This window comes from Rhodopseudomonas sp. BAL398, from assembly GCF_033001325.1.
Lineage (GTDB): Bacteria > Pseudomonadota > Alphaproteobacteria > Rhizobiales > Xanthobacteraceae > JARJEH01.
Map to the genome: position 1 here is coordinate 3,793,391 of NZ_CP133111.1, position 19,647 is coordinate 3,813,037.

15 protein-coding genes are annotated in these 19,647 nt (G+C 64.7%); 9 read left to right on the forward strand and 6 right to left on the reverse strand.

Features of this window, described 5'->3' with window-relative positions:
• Positions 1-64 precede the first annotated feature (64 nt).
• Positions 65-1,138, reverse strand: coding sequence for an NAD(P)-dependent alcohol dehydrogenase (locus tag RBJ75_RS17875; protein WP_044418287.1), 1,074 nt, complete (start codon positions 1,136-1,138; stop codon positions 65-67).
• Between the two features lie 105 nt (positions 1,139-1,243).
• On the opposite strand from RBJ75_RS17875, the gene RBJ75_RS17880 reads away from it, so the two are divergent.
• Positions 1,244-2,182: a 1-phosphofructokinase family hexose kinase gene (locus RBJ75_RS17880; protein ID WP_044418285.1), complete on the forward strand. Its 939-nt coding sequence runs from the start codon at positions 1,244-1,246 to the stop codon at positions 2,180-2,182.
• Positions 2,183-2,374: 192 nt separating this feature from the next.
• Here RBJ75_RS17880 and RBJ75_RS17885 read toward each other — a convergent pair whose 3' ends face one another.
• Positions 2,375-2,968, reverse strand: a complete 594-nt coding sequence (locus tag RBJ75_RS17885) for a hypothetical protein (protein WP_276157006.1) — start codon at positions 2,966-2,968, stop codon at positions 2,375-2,377.
• Between the two features lie 173 nt (positions 2,969-3,141).
• Here RBJ75_RS17885 and polA point away from each other — a divergent pair, with 173 nt between their 5' ends.
• Entirely contained in the window at positions 3,142-6,435 is a 3,294-nt protein-coding gene (gene polA / locus RBJ75_RS17890) for a DNA polymerase I (RefSeq protein WP_411194474.1), read from the forward strand.
• Entirely contained in the window at positions 6,435-7,070 is a 636-nt protein-coding gene (locus tag RBJ75_RS17895; RefSeq protein WP_044407030.1) for a LysE family translocator, read from the forward strand. The genes polA and RBJ75_RS17895 overlap by 1 nt, the downstream gene beginning before the upstream one ends.
• 6 nt (positions 7,071-7,076) lie before the next feature.
• Here RBJ75_RS17895 and RBJ75_RS17900 read toward each other — a convergent pair whose 3' ends face one another.
• Positions 7,077-7,700: a glutathione S-transferase family protein gene (locus RBJ75_RS17900; RefSeq protein WP_044407027.1), complete on the reverse strand. Its 624-nt coding sequence runs from the start codon at positions 7,698-7,700 to the stop codon at positions 7,077-7,079.
• A 142-nt stretch (positions 7,701-7,842) separates the two neighbouring features.
• Between RBJ75_RS17900 and pyrE the strand changes: the two genes are divergently transcribed.
• The gene (gene pyrE / locus RBJ75_RS17905) at positions 7,843-8,406 is read left to right on the forward strand and encodes an orotate phosphoribosyltransferase (protein ID WP_044407023.1); all 564 of its coding nucleotides are present in this window, start codon (positions 7,843-7,845) and stop codon (positions 8,404-8,406) included.
• 327 nt (positions 8,407-8,733) lie between these two features.
• Positions 8,734-9,543 (forward strand): DUF2865 domain-containing protein, encoded by an 810-nt coding sequence (locus RBJ75_RS17910; RefSeq protein ID WP_234707319.1) that lies wholly within the window; start codon positions 8,734-8,736, stop codon positions 9,541-9,543.
• Between the two features lie 16 nt (positions 9,544-9,559).
• Here RBJ75_RS17910 and RBJ75_RS17915 read toward each other — a convergent pair whose 3' ends face one another.
• The 3 genes from RBJ75_RS17915 to RBJ75_RS17925 form a co-directional block, all read right to left on the reverse strand.
• On the reverse strand, positions 9,560-10,843 hold the full coding sequence (locus tag RBJ75_RS17915) for an Lpg1974 family pore-forming outer membrane protein (protein ID WP_044406256.1): 1,284 nt from the start codon (positions 10,841-10,843) through the stop codon (positions 9,560-9,562).
• Positions 10,844-10,988: 145 nt separating this feature from the next.
• Complete coding sequence (locus tag RBJ75_RS17920; RefSeq protein ID WP_044406253.1) at positions 10,989-12,140, reverse strand: helix-turn-helix transcriptional regulator; 1,152 nt, start codon at positions 12,138-12,140, stop codon at positions 10,989-10,991.
• A 300-nt stretch (positions 12,141-12,440) separates the two neighbouring features.
• Positions 12,441-12,872 (reverse strand): hypothetical protein, encoded by a 432-nt coding sequence (locus RBJ75_RS17925; RefSeq protein WP_044406250.1) that lies wholly within the window; start codon positions 12,870-12,872, stop codon positions 12,441-12,443.
• A 440-nt stretch (positions 12,873-13,312) separates the two neighbouring features.
• Between RBJ75_RS17925 and RBJ75_RS17930 the strand changes: the two genes are divergently transcribed.
• The 4 genes from RBJ75_RS17930 (at position 13,313) to RBJ75_RS17945 (ending at position 19,271) form a co-directional block, all read left to right on the forward strand.
• The gene (locus RBJ75_RS17930; protein ID WP_044406247.1) at positions 13,313-15,838 is read left to right on the forward strand and encodes a glycogen/starch/alpha-glucan phosphorylase; all 2,526 of its coding nucleotides are present in this window, start codon (positions 13,313-13,315) and stop codon (positions 15,836-15,838) included.
• Positions 15,839-16,202: 364 nt separating this feature from the next.
• Positions 16,203-17,084, forward strand: a complete 882-nt coding sequence (locus RBJ75_RS17935) for a hypothetical protein (RefSeq protein ID WP_317528513.1) — start codon at positions 16,203-16,205, stop codon at positions 17,082-17,084.
• Between the two features lie 87 nt (positions 17,085-17,171).
• Positions 17,172-17,381 (forward strand): hypothetical protein, encoded by a 210-nt coding sequence (locus RBJ75_RS17940; protein WP_044410027.1) that lies wholly within the window; start codon positions 17,172-17,174, stop codon positions 17,379-17,381.
• A 42-nt stretch (positions 17,382-17,423) separates the two neighbouring features.
• Entirely contained in the window at positions 17,424-19,271 is a 1,848-nt protein-coding gene (locus RBJ75_RS17945) for a S8 family serine peptidase (RefSeq protein ID WP_052628901.1), read from the forward strand.
• Positions 19,272-19,647 lie beyond the last annotated feature (376 nt).

A 19,647-nucleotide genomic window follows, 5' to 3' on the forward strand; every position in this document is an offset into this window, starting at 1 on the left:
CACCCTCCCCGCAAGGGGGAGGGAAAGAGCGTCAGCCGCTAAGCTCGGTGTTCCGCGCTGCCCGCTACGGCGTGATCGCGATTTTCAGCACGCCGTCGCGCTGGTGGCCGAACAGATCATAGGCCGCCTCGATGTCGTCGAGCTTGAAGCGATGCGTCACCAGCGGGGTGAGGTCGATCCGGCCGGAATCGATCACCGTCATCAGCCGCCGCATCCGCTCCTTGCCGCCGGGGCACAGCGTGGTGACGATCGTGGTATCGGCCAGACCGGCGCCGAACGGCCCGAGCGGAATCGACAGATCCGACGAATAGACCCCGAGGCTGGACAACCGCCCGCCCGGCCGCAGCACCCGCAGCGCCGCCTCGAACGTCGCTTGCGTGCCCAGCGCCTCGATCGCGACGTCGACGCCGCGGCCATCGGTCAGCCGCATGATTTCGTCGACCGGATCGGCGGTGTTGAAGTTCACGCAATGATCGGCGCCGAGCTGGCGCGACACCGCCATCCGTTCCGGCAACCCGTCGACGGTGATGATGGTGGTGGCGCCGGATAGTTTGGCGCCGGCGGTGGCGCACAGCCCGATCGGGCCCTGTGCGAAAATCGCCACGGCGTCGCCGATCCGGATCTTGCCGCTTTCGGCGCCGCCAAATCCGGTCGACATGATGTCCGGACACATCAGCACCTGCTCGTCGGTGAGGCCATCGGGCACCGGCGCCAGATTGGCCATCGCGTCCGGCACCAGCACATACTCGGCCTGGCAGCCGTCGATCGTATTGCCGAATTTCCAGCCGCCCAGCGCCTTGAAGCCGTGTTTGGTGCCGGCGCCGTCCTGGCTGAGACAACCGCACAGGCAGGCATTGCTGTGGCCGCTCGGCGTGATCGCGCCGGCGATCACCCGTTGACCTTCCTGATAGCCCTGCACGGCGGAGCCGAGCTTCTCGATCACGCCGACCGGTTCGTGGCCGATGGTCAGGCCACGCGCGACCGGATATTCGCCCTTCAGGATATGGATGTCGGTGCCGCAGATCGTCGTGGTGGTGATCTTCACCAGCGCGTCGAGCGGACCGATATCCGGGATCGGCTTGTCGTCCAACACGATCCGGCCAGGCTCGACAAAGACCGCGGCTTTCATCTTGCTCATCGGCGTCCTCCTACTGTTCAAGCTCGCCGAACTATCTAGGTGAGCGTGGTGGATTGACCACGGCCGCGCCGATAGAATAATGCCGATCCGCAGCGGAAATTTCATTTGCCCCATATCGTTACCGTTACGCCGAGTCCGGCGATCGACGCCTCGAGCTCGGTGGAGCAGCTGGCGCCATTCTCCAAGCTGCGCTGCGGGCCACTGATCCGCCATCCGGGCGGCGGCGGTATCAATGTGGCGCGGGTGATCCGGCGGCTCGGCGGCGACGTGCTGGCGATCTATCCGACCGGCGGGATGACCGGCGATCTGCTGCATGATCTGATCCGGCGCGAAGGCATTCAGAGCCTGGAGATTCCGATCGCGGCCGAGACCCGCGAGAATTTCACGGTGTTTGAGATCAGCACAAGGCGGCAATTCCGCTTCGTGGTGCCCGGCGCCGAATTGACCGAAGCGGAATGGACCCAGCTGATCCCGGCGGCCTCGGCGCGGCCGGCGCCCGCCTTCATCATCGCCAGCGGCAGCCTGCCGCCCGGTGTGCCGCATGATTTCTTCGCGCAGCTGGCGCGCGCCGGCAAAGCGCAGGGCAGCAAGGTCATCGTCGACAGTTCGGGCGTGCCGCTGACCGCCGCGCTCGACCAAGGGGTCTATCTGATCAAGCCCAGCCTGAGCGAATTCCAGCATCTGACCGGGGTGACATCGGATGATCAAGGCGCGCTGATCGCGGCGGGGCGCGATCTGATCGACCAGGGCCGTGTCGAGATGGTGGCGCTCAGCATGGGGCCGAACGGCGCGCTGCTGATCACGCGCGACTATGCGTTGCGCGCCGAAGCCCTGCCGATCGCCGCCGAAAGCGTGGTCGGCGCCGGCGACAGCTTTCTCGGCGCGCTGATCTGGAGCCTGACATGCCGCGACGATCTCGAAACCGCGCTGCGCTATGGCATCGCGGCGGGCTCGGCGGCGCTGCTCAATCCCGGTACCGAATTGTCACGGCTCGATGATGTCCAGCGATTCTTCGCGCAGACCAGCGTGCGGCGGATCGGTTAGAGCGCAGGATGTCCACATGCGTCATTCCGGGATGCGCTGCTCTTGCAGCGCAGGCCCGGAATCCATACGCCGCAGCAGCGCGTTATGGCAATGCACGCAACTCAGGCCAGGGGCTATGGATTCCGGGCTCGCTCGCAGCTATCGCTGCTCGCGCCCCGCAATGACAGCGTTGAATGCAGTGCCCGGCGCCAGTCACCCCGCGCCGTCGATCTTCAAGCCGTCTTTCAGCTCGTCGATCTTGCCGCGAAACGCCTCGGCGTCGCCGAAATCGGCAAAGCCCTGATAATGCGGATGCGGGCCAAGCACGCGGCGGGCGTGCTTGATCGGGCACCAATAGGCTTCGGTGCGCGCCGCCACTTCCCGCGCGAAGGCAATCGCCCCATTGCCATAGGAGCAATAGGCGCAATTGATCTTTTCCAAGAGATTGAGATAGGCCAGATGGTGGCGGTCGAACACCAGATAGTCACGGCGGCGCACTTTGGGGATCTTGTAGACCGGAAAACAGATCGCCTGATAGGCCATCACGAACAGGTCGAGCAGCACGAAAGGGATGATCAGCGAATAGATCACCGGCGCGGTGATCACGATCCACGGATTGGCGTTGCGGATATATTGCGACAGCCGCACCTTGATGGCGCGCTGAAACCGGAGCACGTCCTCCTCGAAGATGATTCTGCGGTTTTCCAGACGATAGCGCAGCGCCTCGCGCTGCCGCACGATCTCGGTCTCGATCTGGCCTTCGACCTCGCGCAGCCTCTCCATCAATTCGTCGAGCCGCGTGGCCATCGCTGTATCCTTCCGGGGTGAGATGCGGTCACCGGCGCACGGAACCGGAACGGACGCAACCCGTTGGGGCGCCGGTCAGCGGAAAATAATCGCGCTGTGTCGGCTTCCGGACGACTGTCATTGGCCGCAAAAACCCTTAAGTTGCGGCCATGCCAGACAGCTCAGATCAAGCCATGCCCGCCGCCGCTCAACCGCCTGCCGACAATCCTGCCGAGAACCCCGCCAAGATTCCCGGCAAGATTCCCGGAAAGGGCGACCACGTCTTTCTGGTCGACGGCTCGTCCTATATTTTCCGCGCCTATCACGCGCTGCCGCCCTTAAACCGCAAATCCGACGGCTTGCAGGTCAACGCCGTGCTCGGCTTTTGCAACATGCTGTGGAAGCTGCTGCGCGACATGCCGCCGGACGACCGGCCGACCCATCTGGCGATCATCTTCGACAAGTCCGAGGTCACCTTCCGCAACAAGCTGTACCCGCAATACAAGGCGCATCGGCCGCCGGCGCCGGAGGATCTGATTCCGCAATTCGCCCTGATTCGCGAGGCGGTGCGCGCTTTCGACCTGCCCTGCATCGAACAGGGCGGCTTCGAGGCCGACGATCTGATCGCGACCTATGTGCGCGATGCCTGCGCGCGCGGCGCCACCGCCACCATCGTGTCGTCCGACAAGGATCTGATGCAGCTCGTCACCGATTGCGTCACCATGTACGACACCATGAAGGACCGCCGCATCGGCATCGCCGAGGTGATCGAGAAATTCGGCGTGCCGCCCGACAAGGTGGTCGAGGTCCAGGCGCTGATCGGCGATTCGGTCGACAACGTCCCGGGCGTTCCCGGCGTCGGCCCGAAGGCCGCCAGCACGCTGATCGGCGAATTGGGGTCGCTCGACCGGATTCTCTCGGCCGAAGGCGAGCCAGAGAAGATCGAGGACGAACTCAAGGCAAGCCTGACCAGCCTGGAAGACCGGATCGCGGCGCTGGCCGGCGAGAAGGTCAAGCCGAGCTCCGCCGCCCAGGTCGGAAAGATCCTGGAGCAGAAATTCGGCCAGACCGATCTGGCCAGGGACAAGAAGGGAAATGCCACCGCCGATACCGAAACCATCGAGCGGCTCGCCAATGGCGGCAACGAGTTTTGCGCGCTGATCCTGCGCGCCCGCAATCTGTCGCGGGTGATCGGCGGAACCGTCGCCAAGATCGTCGCCAACAAGGATCTGGCGGCGATGTCGCGGCAGCTGGTGCTGCTGGACGACAAGGTCGCGCTCGACGTGCCGCTGGATGACTTGGCGGTGCACGAGCCGGATGCGCGAAAACTGATCGCGTTCCTGAAGGCGATGGAATTTTCGACGCTGACCCGACGGGTCGCCGAATATTCCCAGATCGATCCGTCGGATGTGACAGCCGATGCGACGACCAGCAGCGGCGGCGACCTTTCTTCTCCCTCCCCCCTTGCGGGGGAGGGCCGGGGTGGGGGGTCTCAGCAACGCAGCGACTCGGAGTTACCCCCCTCCCCAACCCTCCCCCGCAAGGGGGGAGGGAGCGCGCAAACGTCGCCGCACGCCGAACTCACCCCTCAGGCGCTCGCCGCGGCGCGGGCGGAGGAGGCACGCCAGACGCCGGTCGACCGCAGCAAGTACCAGGTCGTCCGCACGCGCGACGAATTGAACGGCTGGATCGGGCGGATCCACGACACCGGCCATTTTGCCTTCGAGGCCAAGGCCTCGTCGATCGATCCGATGCAGGCCGATCTGGTCGGGCTGGCGCTGGCGCTTGGGCCCAATGAGGCCTGTTACCTCCCGCTCGGGCACCGGCAATCCGGCGACGGCTCCGGCCTGTTCGCCGCCGGCCTGGCGCCCGACCAGATCAGGGCCAGCGATGCGCTCGAGGCGCTGAAGCCGCTATTGCAATCGCCCGGCCTGTTGAAGATCGGCTTCAACATCAAATTCAGCGCGGTGCTGCTGGCGCAACACGGCATTTCGATCGAGAATGCCGACGACATCCAGCTGATGTCCTATGCGCTCGACGCCGGACGAAACAGCCACGGGCTGGAGCAGCTGGCGGAAAGCCGGCTCGGCCACAAGATGCTGAGCTTTGCCGAGGTGATCGGCAGCGGCAAGGCCAAGGTCGGCTACGACCAGGTCACGATCGAGCGCGCCACCGAATATGCCGGCGAAACCGCCGATGTGCTGCTGCGGCTGTGGCGCGCCTTGAAGCCGCGCCTGCCCGCCGAACGCATGACCACGGTCTACGAGACGCTGGAGCGGCCGTTGATCGGCGTGTTGGCGCGGATGGAGCGGCGCGGCATTTCGATCGACCGCGCGGTGCTGGCGAAGCTGTCGGCCGATTTCGCCCAGACGGCGGCGCGCATCGAAGCCGAGATCCGCGAGATCGCCGGCGAGGACATCAATATCGGCAGCCCGAAGCAACTCGGCGACATCCTGTTCGGCAAGATGGGCCTGCCGGGCGGCAGCAAGACCAAGACCGGTGCCTGGTCGACCTCGGCGCAGGTGCTGGACGAACTGGCCGAACAGGGCCACGACTTTCCGCGAAAAATTCTCGACTGGCGGCAGGTCTCGAAGCTGCGCTCGACCTATACGGACGCGCTGCCGAATTACGTGCATCCGCAGACCCAGCGGGTCCACACCACCTATGCGCTGGCCGCCACCACCACCGGTCGGCTGTCTTCGAACGAGCCCAATCTGCAGAACATCCCGGTGCGCACCGAGGACGGCCGCAAGATCCGCCGCGCCTTCGTGGCCACGCCCGGCCACAAGCTGGTGTCGGCGGATTATTCGCAGATCGAATTGCGATTGCTGTCCGAAGTCGCCGAGGTCCCGGCGCTGCGCACCGCGTTTCAGGAGGGCATCGACATTCACGCCATGACGGCGTCGGAAATGTTCGGCGTGCCGGTCAAGGACATGCCGGGCGAAGTCCGCCGCCGCGCCAAGGCGATCAATTTCGGCATCATCTACGGCATCTCGGCGTTCGGGCTGGCCAACCAGCTCGGGATTCCGCGCGAGGAGGCCGGCGCCTATATCAAGAAGTATTTCGAGCGCTTCCCCGGCATCCGCGCCTATATGGATGCGACCCGGGATTTCTGCCGCGAACACGGCTATGTCGAAACCCTGTTCGGCCGCAAATGCCACTACCCGGACATCAAGGCTTCCAACGCCTCGATCCGCGCCTTCAACGAACGCGCCGCCATCAACGCAAGGCTACAGGGCACCGCCGCCGACATCATCCGCCGCGCCATGGTGCGGATGGAGGACGCCTTGGCCGAGAAGAAGCTCTCGGCGCAGATGCTGCTGCAGGTCCACGACGAATTGATCTTCGAAGTCCCCGACGACGAGGTCGCCGCCACGCTGCCGGTGGTCCAGCACGTGATGCAGGACGCCCCGTTCCCGGCGGTGATTCTGCACGTGCCGCTGCAAGTGGATGCAAGGGCGGCGAATAATTGGGACGAGGCGCATTGATGCCCCACCTCGCCTCCTTGCTCGGCTTCGCCGCCGTCGCTCTGACCATGGCGCTGTCGCCCGGGCCGAACATGATCTATCTGGTCTCGCGCTCGATCTCGCAGGGGCCGCTCGCGGCACTGATCTCGCTTGGCGGCGTCGCGCTGGGCTTTTTGATCTACATGCTCAGCGCAGCCTTCGGCATTACGGCGTTGCTGTTCGCGGTGCCCTATGCGTATGACGCGCTGCGGCTCGCCGGCGCGGCCTATCTGGTGTGGCTGGCGTGGCAGGCGGTGCGGCGCCGCGGTCGCTCGCCATTTCAGGCCCGCCAGCTCGCCATCGACAGTCCGAAAAAGCTGTTCGCGATGGGGCTGATGACCAACCTGCTGAACCCCAAGGTCGCGATGCTGTATCTGGCGTTGCTGCCGCAATTCATCGATCCGGCCGCCGGCAGCGTGATGCTGCAATCGGTGCTGCTGGGCTCTGTCCAGATCGTGATCGGCGTCAGCGTCAATGCGGCCGTGGCGCTGGCCGCGGGTTCGATCTCGCTGTTTCTCGGCACGCGGCCACTCTGGCTGCTGGTCCAGCGCTGGCTGATGGGGACCGTCCTGGCGGGGCTGGCAATGCGGATGGCGCTGGAATCGCGGCGCGCTTGAGAGCGCTCAGTCCAGTCTGACGTCGAAGCCGCGCTTGACGCCGGGGCGGGCCATCAGCGCGTCGTACCAGCGGGCGACGTTGGGAAAATCGGCAAGCGGCACCTTGTGACGCTCGTGCCGCCAGGCCCAGCCGAGAATGGCGAAATCGGCGATCGAGAGCGCGCCGGCGACGAATTCGTGGTCGGCCAGCCGGCGATCCAGCACGCCATAGAGCCGGCGCGTCTCGTCCGAAAAACGCTTCAACCCGTAGGCGCGCTCGGCCTCGTTCTCCAGCGCGATGAAATGATGCACCTGGCCGGGCATCGGGCCGAAGCCGCCCATCTGCCACATCAGCCATTCCAGCACCGGAATCCGCTCGATCAGCGGCGCCGGCAGGAATTTGCCGGTCTTTTCGCCGAGATAGAGCAGGATGGCGCCGGATTCGAACACGCTGACCTGGCTCCCGTCCGGACCGTCGGAATCGACGATCGCCGGGATCTTGTTGTTCGGGCTGATCGCCAGGAATTTGGGCTCGCGCTGCTCGCCCTGGGTGATGTTTACCGGAACGACCCTGTAGGGCAGCCCCATCTCCTCCAGCGCGACGCTGATTTTGCGGCCATTCGGCGTGTTCCAGCTGTAAAGATCGATCATCGTGCCGTCCTTGATGAATACAGATCGCTTCTAGCATCGGCCCGTTGCGGGCAACAGCCTTCGCAAGGTGGCGCCTTGCCTCTGGCGCGGGCCGTGGCTGGCCGATAGATTGCGCGGCATCGCCGCAGCAGAGAACGCCCCCGTGTCCAAATCCGCCTCCCGCGCCCGCCTTGCCGATATCATCCGTGCCCGCTCGTTCGGGCGCGGCGAGATCACGCTGGCCTCGGGCCGCAAGAGCGACTTCTATTTCAACCTCAAGCCGACCATGCTCGACCCCGAAGGGGCGACGCTGCTGGCAGAGCTGACCTTCGAGGCGCTGCGCGACGACATGCCGGATTATGTCGGCGGGCTGGAAATGGGCGCGGTGCCGCTGGCCGGCGCGATCGCGCAATTGTCCTGGCTGAAAAACCATCCGATCGCGGCGTTCTTCGTGCGCAAGAAGCCGAAGGAACACGGCGCCCGGCTGGCGATCGAGGGGCTGGCCAAGGGCGAGACGCTGCAGGGCAAGCGCGTGGTGATCGTCGAGGACGTCACCACCACCGGCGGCTCCGCCATCAAGGCGGTGGAATCGGTGCGCGAGACCGGCGCCGAAATCGCGATGGTGCTGACCATGATCGACCGCGAGGAAGGCGCCGCCGCCAATTTCGCCGCGGCCGGACTACAGTTCCGCGCGCTGTATACGGCGAGCGAATTCCTCAAGGGCTGATACCAAAGGCGTTTGGTTTCGATTCATCCACGCCTTTGATCCAGCACGGCTTTCAAGACGTGGATGCCCGGCACAAGGCCGGGCATGACGAACGAGAGGCCGTGCCCTTTGGGCTGATACGGCGTTCCAAGACTCGATCGGGCCCGCCTCGCCTCAGGGTGAGGAGCGATTCCGGCGTCGATTTTCCCGGCGTCGATCATGGCCCACCCCGCCGCAATTATTCGGTGAGCTGAGCCGGCGCTCACCGCTCGTTTGCCATCCCGCATTAAAGTTGCCGAGGTCGCGGCAGTTCAAGCTGCGCGCAATTCGGCTGCGGTGGAGTGAGCGTTGCGTCATATGTCCGGCATTACGCGCCTGCGGCGCGGCATCGCGCTGTTCGCCGCCATCGCCATCGTGGCCCCGATGGCGCTGGCGCCACGGACCGCCGCCGCCGAGAATTTCTTCGAGGCGCTGTTCGGCCTGAACCAGCCGCCACAGCAGCAACGACAGACACCGCAGGGCAATTTCTTCGCCGATCCGTTCGGCCTCAACCAGCAGGCCGCGCCGCCGCCGGCGCCGCGTCAGGCCGCCTCCGGCGGCGGCCCGGCATTCTGCGTGCGCAGCTGCGACGGCAGATATTTCCCCTTGCAGGCGCGTGGCGGCATGACGCCGGCGCAGATGTGCCAGGCATTCTGCCCGGCCGGCAATGCGCGGGTGTTTTTCGGCAGCAGCATCGCGGGCGCGCGCGCCAGCAATGGCGAGCGCTATGCCGACAGCGAGAATGCCTTCGCCTATCGCAAGGCGCTGAAGGCCGATTGCACCTGCAACGGCCGCGACCCGGCGGGGCTGGCGTCGATCGACCTCGCGCGCGACACCTCGTTGCGACGCGGCGACGTGGTGGCGACCGCCGACGGCCTGGTGGCCTATTCGGGCGTCCGGCTCGGCGCCGACCAGACCCCGGAATTCACCCCGGTCGCGTCCTATCCCGGGCTGACCGCGGAATTGCGGGCCCGGCTCGGCGAAATGAAGGTGGCCCCGGTCAACGCCGACCTATCCGCCGAGGAGGCCCGATTGCCGGGGGCCGGCCGCGACGTGTCGCTGCCGATCACCTCGCTGGCAAAGCCGATGCCGACCGGCAAACGCGCCGACATTTACTGAGCCGGCGGTTCAGCGTTCAGAACGTCGCGCTGATGCCCAGTTGCGGGCCATGAACGTAGCGATCGATCGCCACCCTCGAGGCGGTGCCGAAGGTCTGGTTCAGCACGTTGAAATAGGCATCAAGCCGATAGCTGGCGCTGAGTTTGACGTTCGGCGTCATCCAATACGACACGCCGACCTGCAGATCCGCGTTGAACACCGTGGCGAAATGCTGGTCGGTGGTGAAGGTGACGGAACTGCCCGCTCCTCCCAGCAATCCGAGAATTGCGGGCGTCAACACCGTGTTGGAGGTGGCGGTGCTGGTGAGCCGCTGGTAACCGAACAGCACGGCGGCATCTCCGGCATAATCGAAAGCCCAGCTGCCGGCGAGCGGCACCGAGCCCTCGACGCCGATCCGCGGACCGGCGCCCAGGAATGAGCTACGCGTCTGAGTTGCGATCGACGTCGATGACCCGGCTGAACCAAAGGGCGGGAAGCCAGCGCCGAGCGGCAACGGGGCGCCGAAATTGAAATTGAAACCGCTATTGCTCAGCGAGCTGGTTTTGCCGACGACCTCGGCTACGCGCAGGCCCGCCTTGAGCTGCATCGCGCTGGCGCCGCTGCCGAGCACGTCGCGGCCAATCGCGGCATCGGCCAGCCATTGGCTTTCTTGATAGTCGGTATTAATGCTCCCGTAAGAGCTCCCTGTTGTGCCTGGACCAAAGGCCGGGGCTAACAGCTGCGCCTCGATCGCACCGCCGGCGACGGCGTTTCCCGACGCCCGGCCATTCTGCCAATAGCGGAACTGGCCGCTGACATGCCACGGCGATTCCGCAAAGCGATAGTCGAATCCCGCAGCGGCCTGCCAGCCGACTTTGGGCAAGAGATCGAACGATCCCGCATTGGGCTGAAAAATCGCAGGGTTCGCGGCTGCTAAATCATAGGTCGAAGCCGGCGCACCGCCGCCGCTCCAGATCGCGCCACCTTCGCCCCAAACACGAAACTGACCGTTGCGGTCCACAGGCCGCGCCTTATAGGCGGCCGGCAGGTCCGCCGCATAGGCGGCGAAGGGGTCGCGCTTGCCGACGGATCCGGCGTCGGCCGCGGCCGGGTGAGCGCCCGACGATTTCAGCGTCGCATTCTGGGCGCGCAGCGCTTTATTCGCGCGCAAGGCGGCGTTCTCTTTTCGGATCGCCGCATTTTCTTTTTCCAGGGCGGCGAGGCGCGCCATCACCTGCTCGCTCGAATCGGCGCGTGCGGCGCTTCCCGCCATCGCCACGACGCCGGCGATGGCCAGGACCGAAACCACTGTCTTCGTCATGAGAACTCCTCCGAATCATTGGCGCAGCGCCGACGTAGCGGCGTGTTGCGGCGAATATTTCCGAGGATGTCCAAGTGGAATAGCCGGCATATGCCGGTGCGCCAGTGTCTTTACGGGGCCGCTGTGACAAAGCGGCAACGCCGGCTCAGCTGCGGCGGAGCAAAGGTTGCGCACTCTTGAGCAAGGCCACCAGCTGACTCTGCTGATTGGTGCGGGTCTTGCGGAATATGCTTTCGAGATATGAGCGTGCCGTAGAGAAGCGGATGCCCTGGCGCTCGGCGGCGAGCTTCAGCGCGATGCCGCCCGTCAGCAGAGCGGCGAGCCGGGCTTCGGACGGCGTGAGATCGAACAGATTGCGCAGGTGATCCTCAAAGCCCTCCGGAACGGCCAACGGCAGTTCCCGCAGCAGGATCACCGCATGACGGCCCGGCGCAACGCCGAAGCCGCCGCCATTGGCGAGCGGCCCCACCGACAACGCGATCGACGCCGCCGGATCTCCCGCCGCAGGGCGCAGCAGCAGATCGCCGCCGCGCCCCGGCGTGCCCCCGTCCAGCCGACAGGCGTCGACAATCAGCCGACGCAGCGTGACGGACATGGCCGGATCGCGCGCCGACAACAGGCCGTTCGTCCTCGCCAGCCGGCAGTCCTGGCGCATCAGATAGGTTTCGGCGGCGGCGTTGATATGAAGGATGCGACCGTCGACGCCCACCACGATCGTCGCGATGTCCTGCGCCGCGACAGCCGTTGTGGCCGCCTCGGCCTCGAGCCGCAATGTTCCGATCCGATGCCCCAGATAGGCGGCGCGCGTCATCGCGGGAATCAGTTGCCGCAGCACAGCGACGTCACCGGCATCGAAATCGGAGCGCTGGCGGCCGCGCTGGATTTGCAGCGTCCCCATCACGTCGCCGAACAGCTGGATCTTGGAACCGAGCAAATAATGCAGATCCTGCGGCGCCATCCACTCGTTCCAGAACCGGCTCTCGAACCAGACGTCGTTTGGTACCGGATTCCAGTTGGTGAAGATCGTCCCGGGTGGAGCGGGAACCAGCGCGTGCTCGATCAGATTATGGCGTGCATATTCCTCGAAATAGCTGCGGTGATAGGATTCATCGACGCCGCCGGTGTGAACCGCGGTTCCGCTGTGAGTCTTGATGTTCTGAAGCGCGAAACAGATCGTCGCGCCATCCCAGACCTGGCGCAGCCCCTCGACGGCGTGCTGCCAGCGGCTTTCATCATAGGCGGCTTCGTAGAAATCGCCGACGATGCCGGCAAGAATTTCTGAACTGATACTCGCCATTCCCGATCGCCGCGCCGAGTTTTGAATGCTGGTTCCGCTGACGTCGCGTCGTCAGACGCCACGCCGGTTAGTACTTGCTGGCCGCAAGTTGAAATGAAAACGCCGCAGCCGTCAAATCGATAAAGGCGGCGGGTCGCGCAATGATGCGGCAGCCTGATCGTCTCGAACGATTCATGCGCGACGGCTGGTCGGGACGGCAACAACGGTCGGCAAGCTGACATTATCCACGCTGACATTATCAATGTCGCGCCGGGCTCTTGTCGCGCCGGGCTCACGTCTCGCGGGGACGTCGCGTCGCGGTCACCGCCCGACGATGATGCCGATCACATTCGGCGCCGAGAGATATTTCTCCTCGATCCGGGCGCGCGCCGCGGCGCGGTTTTCCGGCGTCAGCAGCCCGCGTTTTTCGGCCAGGATCATCCAGCAATAGCCCCACCAGTCGGTCAGCATGCCGTTGTCGTCGATCAGATCATAGCCCTGCTCGGCGGCAAAGATCCGCGCATGGGCCTCGTCCAGCGTGTCGAGCCAGGCATGATCGGCGTTGCAGAACAGCTCGTCGCTGATGTCGTCGGTGGTGTAGCCCCAGATCGCCAGACACGCCGCGTTGAATTCGCGGTCGATCTGGTCGTCGTCGACCACCTGCCGACGGGCCAGAAGATGCAGCCGCGACAGCGGCCGGGCGAAATCGGCGATCCGGGTGAGCGCCGTTTGATCGAAGGCGATGGTGGACATGTAGTCCTCGCAAACAGAGACAGACCATAGATATTGTGTCGGCAGCGCGCCGAATCACGATGATATATCAATCACTTACTAAAGTGTTCTTAATTTGTTCTGGTCGACGAGACGCACGCAGCATTGGCGTGGCATTTCCGGACGGCCGGCGCGGCGGCCGCGTCATCCAATCGCCAACGACCGGAATTAACAATGCCAGCAAGCTCTCGCGGTCTTTGGGGACGGCGGGGGCGACGATCGGAGGGGGCCTGGTTTGAATTTCGGCGTTGCGAAGCGGCCGTGCATAAAATAACAAGCTCCTCCGCTCGCAGCCCATTTAATGTCCCATGCTCCGCCTTGCCCAAAACCCAGGCAAGACGCTGCAACGATGCGCTCGCAACGGGTTCCGATCCGGTCATAATGCGCGTATGCTCGGGACTCGCGCTGTTTAGGAATGAGATTTGCCAGTCCAATCGTCACCAGACCACTTCCAGCCACCCAAGGCCCCTCTCGATGAGCTGGCGCTGGCCGAAATCAAGAGCGCGATCGTCGCCAAGCTGACGCTTGCGATCGGCAAGGAGGCCGCGCTCGCCACCAAGCACGATTGGTACAAGGCGGCGGCCTTGGCGCTGCGCGATCGCATCGTCTACCGCTGGCTGCAGAGCGAGAAGGAAAGCTACGACGGCGGCCGCAAGCGGGTTTACTATCTATCGCTCGAGTTCCTGATCGGCCGGCTGTTCACCGACGCGCTCAACAATATGGGCCTGCTGCCGCTGTTCGATGCGGCACTCGGCGACCTCGGGGTCGGGCTTGACGAGCTGCGGAAATGCGAACCGGACGCCGCGCTCGGCAATGGCGGCCTGGGACGTCTGGCGGCCTGCTTCATGGAAAGCATGGCGACGCTGGACATCCCGGCGTTCGGCTATGGCATCCGCTATGATTTCGGCCTGTTCCGCCAGATCATCTCGCAGGGCTGGCAGCAGGAATATCCTGATGAATGGCTCGGCTTCGGCAATCCGTGGGAGTTGCAGCGGCCCGAGGTGGTGTACCAGGTCTATTTCGGCGGCCATGTCGAGCATGTCGCCGATTCCCGCGGCCACGACCGGGCGTTCTGGACCCCCGGCGAGACCGTGCAGGCGGTGGCCTATGATACACCGATCGTCGGCTGGCGCGGCCAGCACGTCAACGCGCTGCGGCTGTGGTCGGCGCGGGCGCCGGACCCGCTGCTGATCGACGTGTTCAATACCGGCGACTATCTCGGCGCCACCGCGCATGAAGCGCGCGCCGAGGCGATCTGCAAATTCCTCTATCCCAACGACGAAAGCGCCGCGGGCCGGGAATTGCGGCTGCGGCAGGAATATTTCTTCGTGTCGGCCTCGCTGCAGGATCTGATCAAGCGCCATCTGTCCTCGGACGGCTCGCTGCGCAACCTGGCGAAAAAGGCCGCGATCCAGCTTAACGACACCCATCCGAGCCTCGCCGTCACCGAATTGATGCGGATCCTGATCGACCAGCACGGGATGCGCTGGGACGACGCCTGGGAGATCACCCGCGCGACGCTGTCCTACACCAATCACACCTTGCTGCCCGAGGCGCTGGAGACCTGGCCGGTCGAATTGTTCGAACGCTGCCTGCCGCGCCACCTCGAGCTGATCTACCGCATCAACGAGATCCATCTCGGTCTGGCCGATGAGAAATGCCCCGGCGACGTCGATTTCCGCGCTTCGGTGTCGCTGATCGACGAGAAGGCCGGCCGCCGGGTGCGGATGGGCCATCTGGCGTTCATCGGCTCGCACCGTATCAACGGCGTCTCGGCGATGCATTCCGACCTGATGAAGGAGACCGTGTTTCACGATCTCAACCACCTTTATCCGGGGCGCATCACCAACAAGACCAACGGCATCACCTTCCGCCGCTGGTTGATGCTGGCCAATCCCGGCCTGACCGACCTGTTGCGCGCCACCTGCGGCGAAGAGGTGCTGGACGACCCGACACGGCTGGAGCAGCTGGAAGCCTTCGCCAGCGACCCGGCGTTCCAACAGCGGTTCCGCGCGGTCAAGCACCACAACAAGGTGGCGCTGGCCCGGCTGATCGCCGAACGCAACGGCATCAAGGTCGACCCCGCCGCGCTGTTCGACGTCCAGATCAAGCGCATCCACGAATATAAGCGCCAGCTGCTCAATATCCTGGAGACCATCGCGCTGTATTACGCGATCAAGGACGAGCCGAATCGCGATTGGGTGCCGCGGGTCAAGATCTTCGCCGGCAAGGCGGCGGCGAGCTACCGCTACGCCAAGCTGATCATCAAGCTGATCAACGACGTCGCCCAGGTGGTCAACAACGATCCGGTGATCGCCGGACGGCTCAAGGTGGTGTTCCTGGCCGACTACAATGTCAGCCTGGCCGAAGTGATCATTCCGGCCGCCGATCTGTCGGAACAGATTTCCACCGCCGGCATGGAAGCCTCCGGCACCGGAAATATGAAGCTGGCGCTGAACGGGGCGCTGACCATCGGCACGCTGGACGGCGCCAATATCGAGATCCGCGACCAGGTCGGCGCCGACAACATCGCGATCTTCGGCATGGAAGCGCTCGACGTGATGGCGCGCCGGGCTCAGGGCCTGGACGCCAATGACGTGGTCACCAGCTCGCCACATCTGGCCCGCGCGATCCGCGCCATCGATGCCGGCGTGTTTTCGCCGGACGATCCGGCGCGGTTCGCCTCGATCGCGCATGCGCTGCGCCATCTCGACCACTACATGGTCAGCGCCGATTTCGACAGCTACTTCGAGGCCCAGCGCGGCATCGACGCGCGCTGGCGCGCCGGCCCGGCTTGGACCCGCGCGGCGATTCTCAACGTCGCCCGCATGGCGTGGTTCTCCTCCGACCGCACCATCCGCGAATATGCCGACGAGATCTGGAACGTGCCGACCAGGCCGGCAACACAGCCCTCGCCGGCGCGGCAGGCGTTGATCAAAGGCGGCTAGCTGGCGGCCGCCGCGCCGGCAGCGTCTTCAAGCGAGTGCTTGCCGGTTCGCGCAAGGAAAACGCGCGTCAAAAAAAACTGGCGCCGATTTCATTTCCATTAGAACCAGAATTACTGCTGCGACGACCCATCTGTTGCGGCGACCGTCCGCCGATTGTCAGCGCACAATCGTGTAACTGTGAGCAATACTGAACTTCACCGCGAACCTGGGTATGTTACTAATTAGTAGTTATACTTAGAGTGGCATTTTGCGTGCTGGCGTGGCCGGAGAGATTGCGGCTGACGACGCTGGATGTTGCGGTATGCCCGCAATCACCATCAGAAATTGTTTGGCTCAAGCCAACCGGTATCAGAGGAGGGTTGCCATGGTCGGATCGGCTCAGCAAGGATTCAATTCCACATTCATGCCATTTGGTGCCGCACCGGCATCGACACCGGGTGTCGCGCCACAAGGCATTGACTTCAATGCGATTCTGAAACAGATCGCCGGACAGGCCGCGCAGGCTTTGCCGGGCCTGATCATGGGCCTATTGTCATCGCATCCGACGCTTGGTCCGCAAATGCGCGCACAGGGCGTGTCGCCGCAATCTCTGTTCAACATCGGCATCAACACGCCGTTCGGCGGTGGCGGCCTCGATCTGTTCGACGCCGCGCCCGAGCCCGACTTCACAGCGCAAGGGTTCAACTTTCGCAAACTGCTGAAGGATGTCAGCAATCAGGCGCTGAAGACGCTGCCCGGGCTGATCATGGGCCTGTTGTCGGCGAATCCGACGATCGGCCCGCAATTGCGCGCGCAAGGCGTGTCGCCGCAATCGCTGATCAATTTCGGCATCAACACGCCGTTCGGCGGCGGCGGCATCAGCCTGTTCGACTCCGAGCCCGATGTCACGCCGCAGGGCATCAATTTCCGTAAGCTTCTGAAAGATGTCGGCGGTCAGGCGCTGAAGGCCCTGCCCGGCTTGCTGATCGGACTGTTGTCGTCGAACCCGACGATCGGCCCGCAACTGCGCGCGCAAGGCGTGTCGCCGCAATCGCTGATCAATTTCGGCATCAACACGCCGTTCGGCGGCGGCGGCATCAGCCTGTTCGACTCCGAGCCCCAGGCCGGCGTCACGCCGCAAAGCTTTGATTTCGACAGCTTCGCTCGACAGATCGCCGAGGAAGCCAGCAAGGCCATCCCGGGCATCTTGCAGAGCCTGTTGTCGGCGCAGCCCGGCGGCGCGCAGCAATCGCCGACCATCCATTGATCGCAAAAGCTCAACCGAACCGCATGTGTTCGGTTGAGCTCCACTAGAGGAACCACGGCTCTGACCAGCAAACTTCAACAATTCACCGTGACGCCGCGCGATGGCTCGACGTCGTTTGACGACGCCGAGGCTGCTATCAGGCAGGTGCTGTCCGATACGCCGGAAACGAAATTGGTCGACTTGGATAGGAAGAACCGGATCGCGGTCATTGAAATTCCCGATCAAGCTGTGACCGCGGTCCGCGACGCCCTTCAGTCGCGTTTCCAGATCGATCCGAATGCGCCGCTGAGATTCTAGCCGCAGTCGCGCCGCCAGGTGTCTTCCCGGAAGGGGGAACAAATGAGCGAGCATGAGGAAACCCAAGGCGGCCAGGCCGACGCCGCCACAACAAGCACCGGCCGCAACGAAGTCATCGAACGACAAAAGCAGTATATGGTCGGCCGCCGGCTGTCGGCGGGCGTCGCAACGCTGAGCGCCGGACCCGGCGGCTTCGATTCCAGACAGGTCGTCGAAGCCTTGTCGGCGCTGCCGGATCTCGACGTCGTCAGGGTGGTCAAATCGCGCGGATTGTCGGTGCTCTCCACCGCGGCCGCCGCCAGCCAGGACATCGTGGTGGTTCGTACCGCCTCGCCGGAACGCGCGGCCTATCTGGAGGAGATGGGCGCGCGCAACCCGGCGCTCATCATCGAGCGCGACCACCTGCTGCAACATCTCGGCAGTTCACAGCCACAATTCGCCGTGGCGTCGCGCAGTCCGTCGCAACTCATCACCGCATCGGTCCCGGTTCGCTTTCATATCCAGGACGACACGGGCCAGGCAGTGGCCGGCGCCGAGGTGATCGTCTATGGCGAATTGGGGACGCAGGACCAAGGTCAGACCAACGAGCATGGCGACCTCACGCTCCCGGTGACGGGCGGTGCGCTCAATCTGGTGGCGGCCCTCTATGTCAAACCCGCGGCGGATTATTGGGAGCGCTTCATCGAGCGTCCGGGGCTCGACGCCAGCACCGTCAATACTATCACGCTGCGATCACTCGCCTCATTCGCCCAGGCCGGCTACGCGGTGCCGGGCGCCAATGCCGGCCCGTTCCTGGGATGGGGCGAGCGGGTCATGGGACTGCTCGGGCTCGACCTGCAGCAATCCAATGGCGCCGGCGTGCGCGTCGCGATTATCGATAGCGGTTGCGACACCACCCATCCGGCACTGTCCCACATCACGATCGGCCGTGATTTTACCAATCTGGACGCCAACCACGAGCCGGACCAGACCAGCTGGCGGACCGACGTCTTCAGCCATGGCAGCCACTGCGCCGGCGTGATCGCCGGCAATGGGCGGGGCGGGCATATCAGGGGCTTCGCGCCAGCGGCGGAGGTCCACGTCCTCAAGGTGTTCCCGGGCGGCGCCTTCAACAATCTGGCGGCGGCGATCAATTACTGCATCGACAACCAGATCCATGTGGTCAATTGCAGCCTCGGCGGCGACGCCAGCTCGAATCTGGTCGCGCAGGCGATTCAGCGCGCCCGTGAGGCCGGCGTCGCGCTCTTCGTGGCCGCGGGAAATTCCGCCTCGGCGGTGCAATTCCCCGCCAATGTCCCGGGCGTCATGTGCGTCTCGGCAATCGGGCAGTTCGGGAATTTCCCGGACTACACCTATCACGCGCGTACCGTACCGGATGGCGTTGCGGTGGCGCCGGGCCAGGTCTATCCGGCGAAGTTCACCTGCCATGGTCCGGAAGTCACGGTCTGCGGCCCGGGTGTCGGCATCATCTCGTCGGTCCCCGGCGGCGGCTATGCGGCCTGGGACGGCACCTCGATGGCCGATCCGCATCTGACCGGCCTTGGCGCCTTGGCGGCAGCGCATCATCCGGAGCTGAAAAACGCCAGAACCCGCAATGCCGCCTGGGTCGATCGCCTATTCCAACTCGTCGTCGGGGCGGCACAATTCGTCGGATTGCCGCCGGAATATGGCGGCGCCGGACTGCCGTTGGCGCTCGGGGCAATCGGTGCAGCCAAGGTCTCGGTCCAATCGGCGGCCCCCCGGCCGAAACCGGAATTCAGCCCGGATGAGTTTGCGCAACTGGTCAAGTCGGTGATCGACGCCCTGCCGGCCGAAGTGACGACACGAATCGTCCGCGGCAATTCAGGCGTTGCGGGAGCAAACGGCGCTCGCGACGGGATGCCTGCCTGACGCAGGCAACACCGTGCCATCGTTCAGCCAACACGGCGTCGCCCACCGGCGACGCCGGATTTGCAGATCGTCGCTTCGCGCAGATTGCCGGCGGCAATGAGCCGATCACCACCGCCGAAGCGCGTCGACCCCTGGCGGCGCCGGGGTTCGGGGACGCAATCGCATCCTCACGGCCCCAGGCCCCGCCCCCGATGGCCAGGGCGGCCAAAACCGTGACTGCGGCCCTCGGCGCCGCCGATGCCCACATCCTGTACGAAGCCTTTCACCGCCAGAACGGGAACTCCGGTCCCCGATGGACGTTCGCTGGCAACCGTCCAGCCAATCGCCTATCTCAATGGTCGACCCATCCCCCTCCTTTGGCGCAAAGGCGAACCCG

Excerpts from the sequence above, each read along its gene's own strand:
- RBJ75_RS17935 (WP_317528513.1), top strand. The coding sequence starts at position 16,203 with ATGGTCGGATCGGCTCAGCAAGGATTCAATTCCACATTCATGCCATTT.
- polA (WP_411194474.1), top strand. The coding sequence starts at position 3,142 with ATGCCCGCCGCCGCTCAACCGCCTGCCGACAATCCTGCCGAGAACCCC.
- RBJ75_RS17900 (WP_044407027.1), bottom strand. The coding sequence starts at position 7,700 with ATGATCGATCTTTACAGCTGGAACACGCCGAATGGCCGCAAAATCAGC.
- RBJ75_RS17920 (WP_044406253.1), bottom strand. The coding sequence starts at position 12,140 with ATGGCGAGTATCAGTTCAGAAATTCTTGCCGGCATCGTCGGCGATTTC.
- RBJ75_RS17875 (WP_044418287.1), bottom strand. The coding sequence starts at position 1,138 with ATGAGCAAGATGAAAGCCGCGGTCTTTGTCGAGCCTGGCCGGATCGTG.
- RBJ75_RS17915 (WP_044406256.1), bottom strand. The coding sequence starts at position 10,843 with ATGACGAAGACAGTGGTTTCGGTCCTGGCCATCGCCGGCGTCGTGGCG.
- RBJ75_RS17925 (WP_044406250.1), bottom strand. The coding sequence starts at position 12,872 with ATGTCCACCATCGCCTTCGATCAAACGGCGCTCACCCGGATCGCCGAT.
- RBJ75_RS17895 (WP_044407030.1), top strand. The coding sequence starts at position 6,435 with ATGCCCCACCTCGCCTCCTTGCTCGGCTTCGCCGCCGTCGCTCTGACC.
- RBJ75_RS17885 (WP_276157006.1), bottom strand. The coding sequence starts at position 2,968 with ATGGCCACGCGGCTCGACGAATTGATGGAGAGGCTGCGCGAGGTCGAA.
- RBJ75_RS17945 (WP_052628901.1), top strand. The coding sequence starts at position 17,424 with ATGAGCGAGCATGAGGAAACCCAAGGCGGCCAGGCCGACGCCGCCACA.